Source organism: Micromonospora sp. NPDC005291, from assembly GCF_040607415.1.
Lineage (GTDB): Bacteria > Actinomycetota > Actinomycetes > Mycobacteriales > Micromonosporaceae > Micromonospora.
In genome coordinates, this window is the sequence record NZ_JBEXGR010000017.1 from 77711 (window position 1) to 92219 (window position 14509).

Annotated in this window: 17 protein-coding genes; 8 read left to right on the forward strand and 9 right to left on the reverse strand. The window is 71.4% G+C overall.

Annotated elements, in window-relative coordinates; genetic code table 11:
* The first annotated feature begins 116 nt into the window (after positions 1-116).
* Both ABZT18_RS22190 and ABZT18_RS22195 read left to right on the forward strand, forming a co-directional pair.
* On the forward strand, positions 117-2648 hold the full coding sequence (locus ABZT18_RS22190; RefSeq protein ID WP_354994794.1) for an FtsK/SpoIIIE domain-containing protein: 2532 nt from the start codon (positions 117-119) through the stop codon (positions 2646-2648).
* A 2-nt stretch (positions 2649-2650) separates the two neighbouring features.
* Positions 2651-3571 carry a hypothetical protein gene (locus ABZT18_RS22195; protein WP_354994793.1) on the forward strand — a complete coding sequence of 307 codons (921 nt, stop codon included), beginning with the start codon at positions 2651-2653 and terminating at the stop codon, positions 3569-3571.
* A 150-nt stretch (positions 3572-3721) separates the two neighbouring features.
* Here ABZT18_RS22195 and ABZT18_RS22200 read toward each other — a convergent pair whose 3' ends face one another.
* A complete protein-coding gene (locus ABZT18_RS22200) occupies positions 3722-4852 on the reverse strand; it encodes an epoxide hydrolase family protein (protein ID WP_354994971.1) in 1131 nt (376 codons plus the stop codon).
* A gap of 74 nt (positions 4853-4926) precedes the next feature.
* Here ABZT18_RS22200 and ABZT18_RS22205 point away from each other — a divergent pair, with 74 nt between their 5' ends.
* Positions 4927-5895, forward strand: coding sequence for a YafY family protein (locus tag ABZT18_RS22205; protein ID WP_354994792.1), 969 nt, complete (start codon positions 4927-4929; stop codon positions 5893-5895).
* A gap of 72 nt (positions 5896-5967) precedes the next feature.
* Here ABZT18_RS22205 and ABZT18_RS22210 read toward each other — a convergent pair whose 3' ends face one another.
* The gene (locus ABZT18_RS22210) at positions 5968-6795 is read right to left on the reverse strand and encodes a helix-turn-helix transcriptional regulator (protein WP_354994791.1); all 828 of its coding nucleotides are present in this window, start codon (positions 6793-6795) and stop codon (positions 5968-5970) included.
* Between the two features lie 112 nt (positions 6796-6907).
* On the opposite strand from ABZT18_RS22210, the gene ABZT18_RS22215 reads away from it, so the two are divergent.
* Entirely contained in the window at positions 6908-7270 is a 363-nt protein-coding gene (locus ABZT18_RS22215) for a VOC family protein (RefSeq protein ID WP_354994790.1), read from the forward strand.
* A gap of 47 nt (positions 7271-7317) precedes the next feature.
* Positions 7318-7449: a hypothetical protein gene (locus ABZT18_RS22220; protein ID WP_354994789.1), complete on the forward strand. Its 132-nt coding sequence runs from the start codon at positions 7318-7320 to the stop codon at positions 7447-7449.
* A gap of 162 nt (positions 7450-7611) precedes the next feature.
* Here the strand turns inward: ABZT18_RS22220 and ABZT18_RS22225 are convergent, their stop codons facing one another.
* On the reverse strand, positions 7612-8550 hold the full coding sequence (locus ABZT18_RS22225; RefSeq protein ID WP_354994788.1) for a LysR family transcriptional regulator: 939 nt from the start codon (positions 8548-8550) through the stop codon (positions 7612-7614).
* Positions 8551-8620: 70 nt separating this feature from the next.
* On the opposite strand from ABZT18_RS22225, the gene ABZT18_RS22230 reads away from it, so the two are divergent.
* Entirely contained in the window at positions 8621-9772 is a 1152-nt protein-coding gene (locus ABZT18_RS22230) for a TDT family transporter (RefSeq protein ID WP_354994787.1), read from the forward strand.
* A gap of 144 nt (positions 9773-9916) precedes the next feature.
* Here ABZT18_RS22230 and ABZT18_RS22235 read toward each other — a convergent pair whose 3' ends face one another.
* The 3 genes from ABZT18_RS22235 to ABZT18_RS22245 are packed head-to-tail and all read right to left on the reverse strand — an operon-like array spanning position 9917 to position 11228.
* Positions 9917-10426 (reverse strand): hypothetical protein, encoded by a 510-nt coding sequence (locus ABZT18_RS22235; protein ID WP_354994786.1) that lies wholly within the window; start codon positions 10424-10426, stop codon positions 9917-9919.
* Positions 10420-11010 (reverse strand): hypothetical protein, encoded by a 591-nt coding sequence (locus ABZT18_RS22240; protein ID WP_354994785.1) that lies wholly within the window; start codon positions 11008-11010, stop codon positions 10420-10422. Before ABZT18_RS22240 ends, ABZT18_RS22235 begins: the two co-directional genes overlap by 7 nt.
* Entirely contained in the window at positions 11007-11228 is a 222-nt protein-coding gene (locus ABZT18_RS22245; RefSeq protein WP_354994784.1) for a hypothetical protein, read from the reverse strand. Before ABZT18_RS22245 ends, ABZT18_RS22240 begins: the two co-directional genes overlap by 4 nt.
* A gap of 289 nt (positions 11229-11517) precedes the next feature.
* On the opposite strand from ABZT18_RS22245, the gene ABZT18_RS22250 reads away from it, so the two are divergent.
* Positions 11518-11736, forward strand: a complete 219-nt coding sequence (locus tag ABZT18_RS22250; RefSeq protein WP_354994783.1) for a winged helix-turn-helix domain-containing protein — start codon at positions 11518-11520, stop codon at positions 11734-11736.
* 156 nt (positions 11737-11892) lie between these two features.
* A complete protein-coding gene (locus ABZT18_RS22255; protein WP_088949318.1) occupies positions 11893-12156 on the forward strand; it encodes a DUF6244 family protein in 264 nt (87 codons plus the stop codon).
* Positions 12157-12517: 361 nt separating this feature from the next.
* On the opposite strand, the gene ABZT18_RS22260 is transcribed toward ABZT18_RS22255, so the two are convergent.
* The 3 genes from ABZT18_RS22260 to ABZT18_RS22270 all read right to left on the reverse strand — a co-directional run bounded on the left by ABZT18_RS22260 (position 12518) and on the right by ABZT18_RS22270 (position 14497).
* Positions 12518-12646, reverse strand: a complete 129-nt coding sequence (locus ABZT18_RS22260; RefSeq protein ID WP_355252387.1) for a hypothetical protein — start codon at positions 12644-12646, stop codon at positions 12518-12520.
* Positions 12647-12991: 345 nt separating this feature from the next.
* A complete protein-coding gene (locus tag ABZT18_RS22265) occupies positions 12992-13459 on the reverse strand; it encodes a nitroreductase/quinone reductase family protein (RefSeq protein WP_354994781.1) in 468 nt (155 codons plus the stop codon).
* 51 nt (positions 13460-13510) lie between these two features.
* Positions 13511-14497: an SEC-C domain-containing protein gene (locus ABZT18_RS22270; protein WP_354994780.1), complete on the reverse strand. Its 987-nt coding sequence runs from the start codon at positions 14495-14497 to the stop codon at positions 13511-13513.
* Positions 14498-14509: the final 12 nt, after the last annotated feature.

Here is a 14509-nt window from a genome sequence, read left to right on the forward strand (position 1 = left end):
GTGACAGGCCCCGTCTGACAGGCCCCGCGTGACACGTCCTCGCAGGACTGTCCGGGTGCCACGGGTGTCCGTTAGGGTTCCTGGGACCAGGCGGCCGTTGGCGTTGGGGGCAGAGGTTGGGCAGGCTCGCGTCGACGTACGGGCAGGCGGTCAACTCCCACCGGGCGGCCCGGGCGCACCTGGACACCGCCCGGGGAGCGCTCGGCACGGCACCGGCTGCCGCCACGCCGGTCGGCGCCGGTGAGCTGGTGGCCCGACTGGCCCGCCTCGGCGGCGCCCTGGCCACTCCCACCCCGGGCGCCACGCCGCTGACCGACTCGCCGGCCGCGGTGCGGATCGGCGAGGCGTCCACCTCGGACGGAGGCTTCCCGGTGCTGGTCCCGCTCGGCGGCGGCCACCACCTGGCCCTGGACACCGACGCCCGCGACCCGCAGGTCGCCGGGCTGCTGCGGGCGTTGGTGCTGCGGCTCGTCGCCACCGCACCGCCCGGTCAGGTCCGGGTCGCCGGCATCGACACCGCCGCGTTGGGCGCCACCTTCGGCCCGTTGCGCCCCCTGCTCGACGCCGGGGTGCTCGACCCGCCGGCCACCGGCGAGGCCGAGGTGGCCGCGTTGCTGGACGCCGTCGAGCAGCATGCCCGTGCCGCTCAGCACGGCCAGCCCGCCGCCCGGCACCTGCTGGTGGTGGTCGCCACCGCCGCGCCACCGCCACGCGAGCTGGCCCGGCTCGCCGCTCTCACCCATGCCGGCCCCGCCGCCGCCGTCTGCGTGCTGCTCGCCGGCCATCCGTCCCGGCTGCCCGGTGAGACCGCGCCGCCGCTGGGCGGCACCACCGCGGTCCGGCTCGACCAGGGGTACGCGCACGTCGGCGACCCGCCGGGCACCCCGTTCAGCGCCGACGGCAGCGGGCTCGCCGCACCCGTCCTGCTCGACGGCGACCCGCCGCCCGCTTCGGTACGCGCGCTCGCCGAGCACCTCGGCGACGCCGCCCGCCGCGCCGACGCGCTGCCCTTCACCGAGCTGCTGCCCGAGCGGCGCTGGGCCGAGTCCGCCGGCGACGGTCTGCGTACGGTGATCGGCCGGGCCGGCGGCGCCCCGCTGATCGTGGCCTTCGACGACGCCACCCCGCACTGGCTCGTCGGCGGGCGCACCGGCGCCGGCAAGACCGTCTTCCTCCTCGACGTCCTCTACGGGCTGGCCGCCCGTTACTCCCCGGCCGAGCTGCAGCTCTACCTGCTCGACTTCAAGGAGGGCGTCAGCTTCACCGAGTTCGTGCCCACCGGTCGCGACCCGTCGTGGCTGCCGCACGCCCGCGCCGTCGGTATCGAATCCGACCGCGAGTACGGCCTCGCCGTGCTGCGCGAGCTACGTCGGGAGGCGCAACGCCGGGCCAGCGCGCTCAAGCGGCACGGCGTCACGAAGCTCGCCGACCTGCCCCGGGACAATCCGCTGCCGCGCGTCGTGGCGGTCATCGACGAGTTCCACGTGCTGCTCGCCGGCAACGACGCGCTGGCCCGCGAGTCCGTCGACCTGCTGGAGGAGTTGGCCCGCAAGGGCCGCTCGTACGGCATCCACCTGGTGCTCGCCAGCCAGAGCATGACCGGCATCGAGGCCCTCTACGGGCGGGCCGAGGCGATCTTCGGGCAGTTCGCGTTGCGGGTGGCGCTGCCCGGTGGCGGCGGGGTGCTCGATCCGCTCAACGACGCCGCCGCGGCCCTGCCGATCGGCTCCGCCGTGGTCAACACCGCCGCCGGCGCGGTCGGCGCCGACACCGTGCTGCGCTTTCCCGACGCGCACCGCGCCGCGGCGGATCTCGCCGCGCTGCGCCACGAGCTGTGGCAGGCCCGCCCGCCGGGTTCGCGGGCACCGGCGGTCTTCAAGGGGTACGAGGCCGCACGGGTCGAGGACGACTCCACCTTCGCCGGTCTGCGCCCCGGTGGCCGGCGTCCGATGGCCCTGGTCGGCCGAACGGTCGACGTGGACGGCACCACCGCACTGTTCCTGATGGACACCACCCCCGGCCGGCACCTCGCCGTGGTGGGCACCGCGCCGACGGGCGCGGACGTGCTGCGCGCCGCGACGCTGAGCCTGGCCCGTCAGCACACCCCCGGCGACGCCCGGTTCCAGCTGGCCTCCCTGGTCAGCGCCGCTGACCCCGTCGCCGACGAGACCGAGACGGCGCTGCGGGCCGCCGGCCACCCGGTGCGGCGCCTCGACGCGGTCGGGCTGCGCGACCGGATCGCCACGCTGGCCGCCGAGCCCGCTGGCCGCGAATACCTGGTGGTGTTCGGCATGGACGCCGCCGCGCCGGTCCTCGGGGCCGCCGACCCGGGCACGTTCCGCTCCGGCCTGGACGATCTGCGCGCACTCCTGCGCCAGGGCCCCGGGCACGGGGTGCACCTGCTCGGTTGGTGGCGTGGGCTGCGGCGGCTCGCCGACGACCTCGGCGGCACCCAGAACCGCGACGACGTCGCCTGCCTGGTAGCACTCAACGTGCCCGGGGCCGAGCTGGCCCTGCACCTCGGGGCGCACGACCTGGCCTACACGCCCCGCGCCGACCGGGCGCTGCTGATCGACCGGCACGACCAGCGCACACGGCTGATCGTCCCGTTCGTCGGCGACGGGCACGAGCCGGACGGGGAGCGGTGACAGTGTCCTTCGAGGAGTACGCGGCGCTGGCCCGACAGCTCACCGAGCAGCACCGCGTCGGCGAGCAGCACGCCGCCGCCGACACCGCGCGCCGCCGTGACCTGCACGCCGCCGTTGACTACCTGCAGCAGAGGCTGACCGCCCAGGGGCAACGCCTCGACCAGCTCGGCCGGGCGATCGGCATCGACCAGCCGCCCGCCGGCCCTGCCCCCGGGACGGGGCGTCCGGGCGAGACTGCCGCTTGGCCCGGCCCACCGCCCGGAGCCGAGTCGACCTCCGCTGCCGGGTCCGGGCCATCGTCCGGAGCCGAGTGGGCCTCTGCTGCCGGGGCCGGCCCTTCCACCGCGCCCGGAACGGGGGACGGGGGATTCGACGGCGCAGCCGGCGCGCCGGGGCGGGCGGGGGTCGGGGCGTACCCCGAGTTGCCGGCAGGCGAGGCGCGGCTGGCGCTGCCGACGGCGGTGAGCCCGGCGGGTGCCGGGGTGCCGGCCCAGCGTGCGGCGGCGGTCGACCCGGAGGTGGAGCTGGAGTTGGCCCGGCGGATGGCCGACGAGGCCGACCGGCACGGGCAGCAGGCGGAGCTACTGGCCCAGCGGCCGGCGCTCCTGCCGACGTGGTCACCGCTGGCCCGGTCGGTCGCCGTCTACGCCGGGTGCGGGACCGCCGCCGGGGTGCTCATGCTGGCCCTGGTGCTCGCCTCCGGGGTTGGCCTGGTGGACGGGTTCACCCTTGGTGCGTGGATCTGTGCGGGGCTGCCGGCGGTGGCGTTCTTCGGTGGGTACCTGGTGCTGGGCCGGTGGGGGAGGCCGGCCATGGTCGCCGGCACCCCGCCGCGTTACCTGCCGCTCGGGTTCCTGATCTGCTTCCTGCTGGTGCCGATGGCCTACTGCGCCTACCTGCTGCTGGTCCGCGGCCTGCGCTGATTCGTCGTGTTCGGCCTCCACGCGCCGAGGTGGCGGCCCAGCCGGGCATGATCCACTCGATATCGCCGAGGTTGCGGTATCCGGGCCGCGGGATACCGCAACATCGGCGAGGTCGTGTCGATCTTCGACCGGCGACGTGGTCACGTGCCGTCAGCGGAGCTTGCGGAAGAATTCGCGCACGTCGTCGACGAGGAGGCCGGGTGCCTCCAGGGCTGGGAAATGGCCGCCGCGGCTGAATTCGGTCCACTGCACGACGTTGTGGTCGCGTTCGGCCAGGGGTCGGATGGTGATGTCGTTGGGGAACACCGCGACTCCGGTCGGTACCGGTGAGCGTGGCTGTGCCTGGCCCCAGGTCTGGGCGTCCTCGTAGTAGATGCGGGCCGCGGATCCGGCTGTGCCGGTCAGCCAGTAGACCGAGACGTCGGTGAGGATCACGTCGCGGTCGATGGCGTCTTCAGGCAGCTCGGCGGCCGGATCGGTCCATTCCTTGAACTTCTCGACGATCCAGGCGAGCTGCCCGACGGGTGAGTCGGTGAGGGCGTAGGAGATCGTCTGCGGCCGGGTTGCCTGGACGATGGCGTATCCGCTCATGTCTCGACCCCAGGTCGTCATCAGTGCGAGGCGGGCCTGGTCGGCCTCGTTGAGGCCAACCAGCTCGGCCGGATCGCCGGAGGGGAAGGTGCCCAGGTTGTTGACGTGCACGCCGATCACATGATCGGGGTCGACGCGGCCGAGTGCGGGGGAGACGATCGCTCCGGTGTCGCCGCCCTGCGCGCCGTAGCGCTCGTAGCCGAGGCGGTTCATCAGTTCGGCCCAGGCGCGGGCTACCCGGCTGGTGTTCCAGCCCGGGGCGGCGAGCGGGCTGGAGAAGCCGAAACCCGGAAGCGACGGTGCCACGACGTGAAAGGCGTCAGCGGGGTCGCCGCCGTGCCGGGCGGGATCGGTCAGTGGACCGATGATCTGCATGAACTCCACGATCGAGCCGGGCCAGCCGTGGGTGAGGATGAGCGGCAGCGCGTCCGGCTCGGGCGAACGCACGTGCAGGAAATGAACGGACTGCTCGTCGATGTCGGTGGTGAACTGGGGAAATTCGTTCAGCTGCGCCTCGTGGGCGCGCCAGTCGTACGTGGTGCGCCAGTAGTGGACCAGGCCTTTCAGGTAGTCCAGCGGCACTCCGGCCTCCCAGCCGCCGGGTACCTGGTCCGGCCAACGGGTGTTGGCGAGCCGCTGGCCCAGGTCGTCGAGGCGGTCCTGGGGAATATCGATCCGGAACGGGGTGATCTGTGCGCTCATGACAACCACACTATTGGCCAGCTAGGACAGGTCCGGCCCTAGCCTGCTGACAGACTTGCGGCATGCTGGAAACCTCCGCCCGACTGCTGCGCCTGCTCTCGCTGCTGCAGACTCCCCGCGATTGGACCGGGGCCAACCTCGCACAACGCCTTGAGGTGGACGTGCGGACCGTGCGGCGTGACATCCAGAAACTGCGTGATCTCGGCTACCCGGTGCACGCCGTCCCCGGTGCGGCCGGCTACCGGCTCGGCGCCGGAACGAAGCTCCCGCCGCTACTGCTCGACGACGAGGAGGCTGTCGCCGTCGCCATCGGACTGCGTACCGCCGCCAGCGGCACCGTCACCGGCATCGAGGAAACCTCGCTCCGCGCGCTGGCCAAACTCGAACAGGTACTGCCATCGCGAGTACGCCACCGGCTCAACCTGCTGCACTCGGTCACCGTCACGGTCCCTGCCGCCGGCCCTACCGTGGACCCGGACGTGCTGACCGTCCTCGCCGCCGTCTGCCGCGACCACCAGCGGCTCCGCTTCGACTACCGCAGCCACGAGGGCACCGACTCGGTGCGCGACACCGAACCCCACCGGCTGATCCATACGGGCCGGCGCTGGTATCTGGTGGGCTGGGACACCGACCGGCGCGACTGGCGCACCTACCGGGTCGACCGAATCCATCCCCGTATCCCGACCGGCCCCCGCTTCACCCCCAGAGCGGCACCCGACGTCGATCTCGCCGGCTACCTGACACACGGTGTCTCGACCGCCGCCTACCGCTACCGGGCCCGAATCACCCTGTACGTGTCCGCGGAGACCGCCACCGAACGGATCCCGCCCACCGTCGGGGTCATCGAAGCCGTCGACCCGCGCACCTGTCTCCTGCACACCGGATCCAATTCGCTCGACGAGATCGCCGTCTACGTCGCATCGTTCGGCTTTCGCTTCCAGATCCACGGACCACCCGAACTGATCACACACGTCCGAGACCTCGCCACCCGACTCACTGATGCCGTCCGACTCAGTGACGCCGTCCGCTGAAACCCGACGCAGCATCCTGAGGCATCCCTGCCCCACCCACGGCCTCAACTCAGGAGGCGACCGGTCGCGGCATCACCGAACGCCTCGATGCGGCTCGGACAGGAGGCGACGCAGCGCCGTCGGCGTGTGGCCCAGGTGCTCCCGGATGGTGCGAGACATGTGCGCCTGATCGGCGAAGCCCAGATCCGCGGCGAGCACGCCGAGGTGGGACTCCCCGTCTTCCAGTCGGTCCAGCGCCCGGCCGACGCGGACCCGATTCCGGTAGCGGGTCAGCGACACCCCCAGCTCCCGGGTGAACGCCCGACTCAGCCGGTACGGCGACACCCCGAGCAACTCGGCGAGCGGGAGCAGGCCCGTCGCGGCGGGATGCTCCTCGCCGAACGCGGCACGAGCCGCCGCGACAAGCGCGTGATCGGCCCGGACGGGGCTCGCACCCGCAGGCGTCGGGCCGGCGACGACCTGCTCGACCACGCGGTTGAGCAGGTCCATCAGTCGCTCGATGAGGGCGTAGTCAAGGTCCCCGGCGCCAGCGGCGGTGAGGACTCGGCGGTGGGTGAGGTCGAGCCGGGAGTCGATGTACACGGTCGACCTGGCTACCCGCGCCGCGTCACCTGCCAGGACCCGCCACAGTGCCGGTTTCAGGCTCACCGACGTACACACATCTCCGCCTGAGGGATGGGCGAAATGCTCCTCCTCCTCGGGCAGGCCAACGTAGGCGAGGGTCGGGTCGACCTCTGCGGGGACGCCGGCGATCCTCCTGCGGAATCGGCCACGGCGAACGAGCACGACCCGATAGTCGTCCTGCGACTCGGCCTCCGACCACCCCTTGTGGTCGTCCCTGCAGGACACCGCCGTCACGGTGAATTCCGGCCGGGCGGCGAGAACAGCGAACGAGCGCATGTCTCGAAGCTACGGCCGAGGTCTGACAACCAGCGCAAGGATCTTCAAGACGGGGGCAGCGCGCGCGGGCAGGCTGCTCCATGAGCCCGAACGAGTTCAAGGAGTTAGCGACATGCCCGCATTGGCGGAGTTCACCACGATCGTCCTCGACTGTGCCGACCCAGACCAGCTCACCGACTTCTACCGGACGGTGACCGGCTGGGAGGTCACCTACCGCGACGAGCACTGCGTGCACCTGGGCAATGGTGGCCCGATCCAGCTCGGTCTCCAGCGAGTGGAGGGCTACCGGCCTCCGAGCTGGCCCGACCCGGCCAAGCAGGCCCATCTCGATTTCAAGATCACTGACCTGGGGCGTGCAGTCAAGGAGTTGCTTGCAATCGGCGCGACGATGCCCGAGTTCCAGCCAGGCGGGGACGAGTGGGTGGTACTCGCCGATCCGCAAGGGCATCTGTTCTGCCTCATCGGCAGCGACTGACCGTCCCGGCTCCCGCTACATCGCTATCAGGAAGGGGAGACCACGTAATGGCTTCCATCCACAAGGAAATTCTCATCGTGTCCAGCGCCGACGCACATGACAACGCCTCCATGCAGGTCTTCGACCAGCGCGACGGTCACAGCCGGCTCGTCTGGATTCACGACGTCCTGCCCCGATGACCTCGCCGCGTCACTCGACACCGCCATGGAGCATGGCATGACCGTCATCAAGCAGACGTTGGCATCGGACGCCGCGGACGGTTAGGCGTGTTGCGTCGGTCAAGGGATTCGTGCGGCGTTGCCAACCGGCCGTCCCCCCAACCCGGTAGTCAGGTCTTCTTACTACCGGGTTGGGGGGACGGGTTCGGCATCCGCGAGCCGGGTGGCGATCGTGGCGAGGTCTTGTGCCGGCCCGGTCAGAGGCCGGCCCTGGGGACAGACGAGCCGCAGGGTCCGGTTCAGGTCGAGATCGATGACCGGCACCGGGTGCAGCGCTCCCGCCGCGATCTCGCTGGCCACCACCAGTGAGCTGAGCACCGCCGGAGCGACGCCTTCCAGGACGGCAGCCTTGATGGCGGTGGTGGACGACAGTTGCAGCACCGGGGGAGCGAGGGTGAGGCCGGCCTGCCGCGACAGGGCGTGCTCAAGGTAACGCCGGGTGCCCGAGCCCTCCTCCCGGCTGACCAGGGATGCGCTGGCCAGCTCCAGCGGGGTGATTCCCGAGCGGCGGCGGGCCCACGGATGGCGGCCGACGACGATGACGGTCAGCGTGTCCCGGGTCACCGTGCGGCTCTGCAACCCACGGGGGACCTCCGGACTCTCGATGAAGCCGACCTGAGCCGCGCCGCTCAGCACCGCCGCGGCGACCTCGTCGGAGTTTCCGGTGGTCAACGAGACCGAGACGGCGGGCGCGGTGCTGTGCAGGGTGGCGAGCCACCGGGGCAGCAGGTATTCGGCGATGGTGAGGCTGGCCGCCACCGGGAGCAGACTGTCGCGTGCGACGCGCAGGGAGGTGATCCCCGCTTCCAGCGCGGCGGCGGCGTCCACCGCGCCACGCGCCCACTCCGCCACCAGAGCCCCTTCGCGCGTGAGCTGCGAGCCCCGCGCGGAGCGCTGCAACAGGGCGACTCCCAGCCGGCTTTCCAGGCCGCGGATGCGGGCGCTGGCGGAGGGCTGGCTGATGCGGTGCGTGCGGGCCGCGGCACCGACGCTTCCCAGCTGCGCCACGGACAGCAGCAGGTCGAACGCGGCGAGGTCGGCGACCCGACTCGGAAGGGGCATAGGCCGAGTCTATGGATGTATCAGGAGATAACCCCTGGTTGACCGGGCTTGCCGGAGTGAGTGTGGTGACATGACCGCGCTCCTCCCCGCCCCACCGGCCGCCGGCCCTGCCCCGGTACGCCTGATCTGGGGACTGCTCCGCGACCTGGACCACCCGTCGCAGCTGTTCCGCAATCTGGGCCCGAACTGGTACGCCTCGATCATGGGAACCGGCATCGTGGCGAACGCCGCCGCCACGCTGCCGGTGCACGTGCCGGGGCTGCGGGTCGCCGCCACCGTGGTGTGGGCATTGGCCGCCCTTCTGCTCGTCGCGCTGACGGCGGCCTGGGCGGTGCACTGGATCCGCTACCCCGTGACGGCACGGGGCCACGCGGAGAACCCGGTGCTGGCCCACTTCTGGGGTGCTCCCGCGATGGCGCTCCTGACGGTCGGTGCGGGCACCCTCATCCTGGGTCAAGACTGGATCGGGCTGTCCGCCGCGCTCGCCGTGGACGTCGTGCTGTGGGTCGGGGGCACCCTCCTGGGCCTCGTCACCAGCGCCTGGATCCCGTACAAGATGATGACGAGTCACCGCATCGCGCCGGACGCCGCGTTCGGCGGCTGGCTGATGCCGGTGGTGCCGCCGATGGTGTCCGCCGCGACCGGGGCGCTGCTCGTCCCGTACGCGCCGGCGGGCCAGATCCGGCTCACCCTGCTGCTCACCTGCTACGCGATGTTCGGCATCAGCCTCTTCGCCACCGTGATCATCGTCGGCCAGATCTGGCAGCGGCTCGTCCACCACGGCATCGGCCCCGCCGCGATGGTGCCCACGCTCTGGATCGTCCTCGGGCCACTGGGGCAGTCGGTGACCGCCGCCAACCTGCTCGGCAACGCCGCGCCGCTCGCGCTGCCCGCGCCCTACGGTTCGGCCGCGCAGGCCCTCGCCCTCTTCTACGGCCTGCCCACCTGGGGATTCGCCATGATGTGGCTGGCGATCGCCGCCGCGGTGACCGTCCGCACCGCGCGGGCCCACCTGCCGTTCTCGCTGACCTGGTGGAGTTTCACCTTCCCATTCGGCACCGTCGTCACCGGCACGAGTGGGCTCGCGCTGCGGACCGACTCCGTGTTCTTCCGGTGGGCCGCGGTTGCCGGCTACGTGCTGCTGGTCGTCGCCTGGCTGACCGTGGCGTCGCGTACCGCGCGGGAGTCGGCCCGGGGCCGGATCTTCCTGCCGCCGCGGTAGGACGCCTCGGCTACTCCGTCGAGACCGCCGCACAGCCCGATGACAACGGCTCTGCGTCGACCGGCCGGGTTTGTGGGCGTCTCCTGAGGTGTCACGTCGCGTCACTCCATCAGCTGTATGCGCGCACCGTGCCGGCCGCCGAGTCTATGGCGCTTCCCGGCCTGGCATTGCCCCCGAAACAGCTTGCTGCTGGTCGATTTCCGCCGGTGCAGCATGCTGTCTATCCGCGCCCTGCGCTGAGTTGTCGGCGGTGTGCGCGGCGGCCGCGAGGATCTCGTCGCGTTCGCTGTCGGTGAGACCTTCGTCCTCCAGTAGCGCGAGCAACAGCACCGTCCGCGCGACGATCGCCGCCGCGTCGTCGGGCACCGGTGGGCGCTCGCCGAGCGCCGACCAGACCAGGGCCTCGGCCACCGCCGGATCGACGTCGCGCCCGGTGGCGTCGTAGCGTTCCCGGGAGGACGCCACGAACCGGATCACCGGAGCCCGATCCTGCCCGGCGACGAACCGCCGCCGCACGGCCACCAGCAGAGCCTCGGCGAGCAGATCGGCGTACCGCCGCCAGTCCGGCTCGGTGAACCGCCGCAGCCGCCGTTCGTGGCCGCGCAGCCGCCCAGCCAGCAGGCCGCGCAGCGCGGCGTGCGGGTCGGTCACCATCGTCGTCCCCTGATCATCGTGAGTGCCCTCCTCTGTCGGCGTCGCCTGCTCACGAGCACGCTCGCCGCGCGGCAGCCGCGTGCGATCTGTTCGGCGCTGGTGCTGGCAGGTGCGTGCGGTGCCGGCGATGCCGGCGGCTCGTCGGTCAACGCCGCCACCGAACGGTCGATCCGGCAGCCGCCGACCGCGAGTCGGGCACCGACCAGGTCCAACCGGGTGATGGCCGCCGCGAAGTGTCGGGCCGCGACGGCGTCCGGCACTCTTCGAGTACGCCGAAGCCGGTCCTCGGTCGCACCCAACCGCCAGCGGACGCGGGCGGCCAGCGCGGTGGCCCGATCGGCGTCGACCCGAGCCGCGCGCAGTCCGGCGAGCAGGTCCCCGGCCGAGCCTGACGGCGATTCCCGATCCGCGGCCAGGCCGGCGTAGACCAAACTCAACGCTCGCCAGCACTCCGTGACCGCGTCCTGCCAGGGCAGCCGCCGGCCGGGTGGCCCCGCCCCGTGCAACTGCGCACCGGCCCGGTCTGCGGCGGCGATCGTTGCCAGCCAGGCGTCACGCAGGTCGTCCACGGTGCCGGTGCTCATTCGCCCGCCTCCGCCGTGGACTTGACCAGGAGGGCGAAACGCACATCGGTGCAGGGGTAGTCCACGCCGCACTCGCAGAGCCAGCGGCGCACCACACGAGGCGGATGAGCGAAGAGGACGTCGTCGGCATCCTCGACGTCCTGATCGGACACGAGGCGGTGGTGCTGCTCAGGTCGGGCTGGGGGGTCGGTGGGGCGTTCGTCGGGTCGATCGGGCATCCGAGGCTCCCGTCGGGTCGGTCTCCTTGATGGTCACGACGTTGCTGCTCATCGCGGTGTGCTGGGGTGGCGTGCGGGCACGCCCCGGCACGCCCGGCCGGACGGGGGGACCGAACGACCGGGCGCTCTCTGCGCGGTGGGAACGAACCAACTCCGGGTTTGCAGACCTGGGAGCCGGTCAGAGGAGAGCTTATATAACAGGTCATGTACGCGCAAGCACTGACCGCACATTGCTTGCTATACAAAGTTGCTCGTGATCGAATGGCGGAGCAGACCTGGGAGACACCAAATGCCCGCCAAAGCAAAGTGGGCGCTGATCGCCGACGGCATCCGCGCTCAGATCAAGTCCGGCGAACTCGCGCCGGGTGACAAACTGCCCTCGACCTCCGAGCTGTGTCGTCAGCATGACGTCTCGGCCATCGTCGTTCGCCAGGCCATCAACGCGCTCAAGATCGAGGGCCTGGTGGAGGGTGTCGGTGGCGTCGGCGTGTTTGTCGCTGAGCGCTGAGCAGGGTCGATTCCCTCGCACTGCTTGAGGCCTAAAACCCTCGTCCTCACGACTGAGCGATCGCGTGGTCGCGCTGGGTGCGCGGATCTCGTACGCTCCCATGTGGTCTCCGCCGGTGCGGTGGTGGAGGCGATGGTCGACCAGGGGGAGGTGCGCGTGAGCGCAGCACAGATCATCGCGAGGTTGGCGGCGGCGTCGCAGAAGCTGGACGAGGCGAAGGCCAAGACCGCAGCGGCAGCACAGGATGCGGCCGAGGCGCGGGCGCTCGTCGCCGGTGCTCTGGAGGGCGTGGCCGCCGGCCCGCTGGTCGGCATGATCGACGCCTACCGCCAGGCGCTCGCGCAGGCGTCGCAGGGTGGCGACCCGGCCAAGCAGCACGTGCAGGAGACGATCGCCAAGGTACGAGCGCTGGGAAACTGACCACGGGTGGTGGCAGCGGCAACCCACCAGCCTCCCGCGGCAGCCGAGATCACCTTGCGACCTGCGCTGTGCCAGGATTTGACGCCGGCGCTGCCTAACCGCGACGGGCGACGCGAGGCACGGAACCGAGAGGATCGGAAGGCACCGGTGACCGGCCGCGCACCGGTGACCGGCTGCGCACCCTCGCCGAGCTCGCTCGTCCCTTGAGGTGTGGAGTTTCGTGCCCACGCAGGTCGAGTTCTCATGCCACGGTCAGAGGCCGGCAGTGATCAGGTGATGAGAAACAGGTGCCAGGAGCATTTCTGACCTACTTCTCATCACCTGATCACCGTAGACCTCGACGGTCGGACGCCCGCCAGGGTCAGCGAGTGATGCGGACCGTGTTGTTGAAGTCCAGGAAATCGCAGTATTCCTGCTCGCACAGCTCGAAGTGCCCGCTGGCGAGCGCTACGCCCTTGTTGAAGGCGAAGCCGCCCGCATCCGCGAACACCCGCCCCGTCACGACCGGGGTTCACCGGAACAGCGGAGCGGCGCCGAGCCCGTCCCGTGCGCCACCCGGTCACCCGACCGCTGTCGAAGGGTGAGGTTCGAGATGCCGGACATGCCGGCCTGGCAGACCACGGTGAGGGTGAGGTCGACGGCGACGCCTCGCGCGACTAAGGCCCTGGACGTGGCCTCGACGCTACTTGCCGCGCTTGCTGGCGTCGGCGCCAGCACTACGAAGAGTGACAGGCCGAGTAGTGCGATGGTGGTGATGATGCGGCGCACAAGATCTTCCTTGCCGGAGTGGGTGCTTACCGGCGGTCACCGTAATCCTGCCCGACACTGACGGAAATCAATCGATCGTGGATTCTTCCTGAGGTGCCCGTTCGATGACGACGAGGGGGATCTCGCGGTCGGTGCCCTTCTGGTAGCGAGCGTAGGTCGGGAAGACCTTCGTCATCACCGGCCACAGCCGGACCCGTTCCTCGGCCGTCGCCGTCCGGGCCCGAGCGGCGAACCGCTCCGCGCCGACCTGGATCTCCACCGTCGGGTCGGCGCTCAGGTTCAGGTACCAGGCGGGGTGCTTGTCCGCGCCCCCGTTGGACGCCACCAGCAGGTGGTTGTCGCCGTCGCGGCCGTACATCAGCGCGGTGCGGCGCAGGGTGCCCGTGCGGCGTCCGCGGGTGGTGAGCAGCAGCGAGGGTATGCCGTGGAAGGTGCCACCATCGGCGCCGTCGGTCTCGACGTATCGCCGGATGTGGCTGGCGACCCAGCCGACCGGACTGTCCTCAATCGTCTCGCGCTGTCCCGCCGCTGTCATGCCACGAGCCTAGCGGCGCGGGAACGCGTGTGTTGCCCTGCGCGGAACGGGTCAGGCGCGCGAGCGCGGCAGGCAGCACTTCTTGTACTTGCTACCCGACCCGCACCAGCAGGCGTCGTTGCGGCCGGGCGGCCAGGACCGGAGGTCGGGCCCGGTGAGCGAGTCGGCGTACTCGTCCTGGGTCTCCTCGTCGGTGGGGTCGCGGTCCTCCTGTTCGGCGAAGGCGGCCAGCGCATCGACGGAGCCGGCGACCACGCCCAGGTCGGCGCTGCCCAGCCCGGACGCCTCGACGAGGGCCCGCTCGATCTGGGCGCGGTGGTCGTCCCAGGTGGCGGGGTAGCTGTCCACGAGCGCGGGCCAGCGCAACAGCAGCGCGTTGAACTCCGCCTGCGGCCAGAACAGCAGCGTCGCGGGGCCGTCGTCCAGCGCGTCGAGCGCGTGGTCGCTCGCGGCGCGCAGTCGGTCGGCGAGGTTGTCGAACTCGTCGTGCGGCAGGCCCTGCTCCTCGCGGAGGTCGTGTCGGACCTGGGTCAGGCCGTAGATCATGGCTGCGGCCTCGTCCTGGGCATCCTCGGATTCGTGCTGCTCGGTCCGCGTCCGTTCGAGGATCGCCTCCAGCGCAGTGGTAAGCCACTCCAGCGCCGTCTCGGTATGACCGGCCTCCACCAGGTCGTCGATCAGGAACGTGGCGTCCGGGTCGGTCTCCAGCAGCGGGCGCAGGGCGGTCAGCTCGGACATGCCCTCGTCCTCGCGGCCAAGGCGCAGCAACAGACCGCCGCGCAGAGATCGGGCGTACGCGACGTCGCCCGACTGTTCGGCTATCGCGCGGGTGGCCAGTGCGAGCGCATCGGCCAGGTCGCCCGCCTCGACGAGGATCTCTGCGGCGACGAGCAGAGCGTGTCCGATGTCGTCGGGGTCGGCGACCCGCCCCTCGTCGACGGCGCCGACCAGCTCGGCGACCAGCGCGGCCGGGTCCGGGCTCTCAGGACCCAGTGAGCCGATCTCGTCGATGCGGTCGGCGGTCAGCAGTTCGGGCATGGGCGCATCCTG

Coding starts and splice junctions, on each gene's coding strand:
- ABZT18_RS22205 (WP_354994792.1), top strand. CDS start 4,927: ATGCTGGAAACCTCCGCCCGACTGCTGCGCCTGCTCTCGCTGCTGCAG.
- ABZT18_RS22210 (WP_354994791.1), bottom strand. CDS start 6,795: ATGCGCTCGTTCGCTGTTCTCGCCGCCCGGCCGGAATTCACCGTGACG.
- ABZT18_RS22215 (WP_354994790.1), top strand. CDS start 6,908: ATGCCCGCATTGGCGGAGTTCACCACGATCGTCCTCGACTGTGCCGAC.
- ABZT18_RS22220 (WP_354994789.1), top strand. CDS start 7,318: ATGGCTTCCATCCACAAGGAAATTCTCATCGTGTCCAGCGCCGACGCA.
- ABZT18_RS22225 (WP_354994788.1), bottom strand. CDS start 8,550: ATGCCCCTTCCGAGTCGGGTCGCCGACCTCGCCGCGTTCGACCTGCTG.
- ABZT18_RS22230 (WP_354994787.1), top strand. CDS start 8,621: ATGACCGCGCTCCTCCCCGCCCCACCGGCCGCCGGCCCTGCCCCGGTA.
- ABZT18_RS22235 (WP_354994786.1), bottom strand. CDS start 10,426: ATGGTGACCGACCCGCACGCCGCGCTGCGCGGCCTGCTGGCTGGGCGG.
- ABZT18_RS22240 (WP_354994785.1), bottom strand. CDS start 11,010: ATGAGCACCGGCACCGTGGACGACCTGCGTGACGCCTGGCTGGCAACG.
- ABZT18_RS22245 (WP_354994784.1), bottom strand. CDS start 11,228: ATGCCCGATCGACCCGACGAACGCCCCACCGACCCCCCAGCCCGACCT.
- ABZT18_RS22250 (WP_354994783.1), top strand. CDS start 11,518: ATGCCCGCCAAAGCAAAGTGGGCGCTGATCGCCGACGGCATCCGCGCT.
- ABZT18_RS22265 (WP_354994781.1), bottom strand. CDS start 13,459: ATGACAGCGGCGGGACAGCGCGAGACGATTGAGGACAGTCCGGTCGGC.
- ABZT18_RS22270 (WP_354994780.1), bottom strand. CDS start 14,497: ATGCCCGAACTGCTGACCGCCGACCGCATCGACGAGATCGGCTCACTG.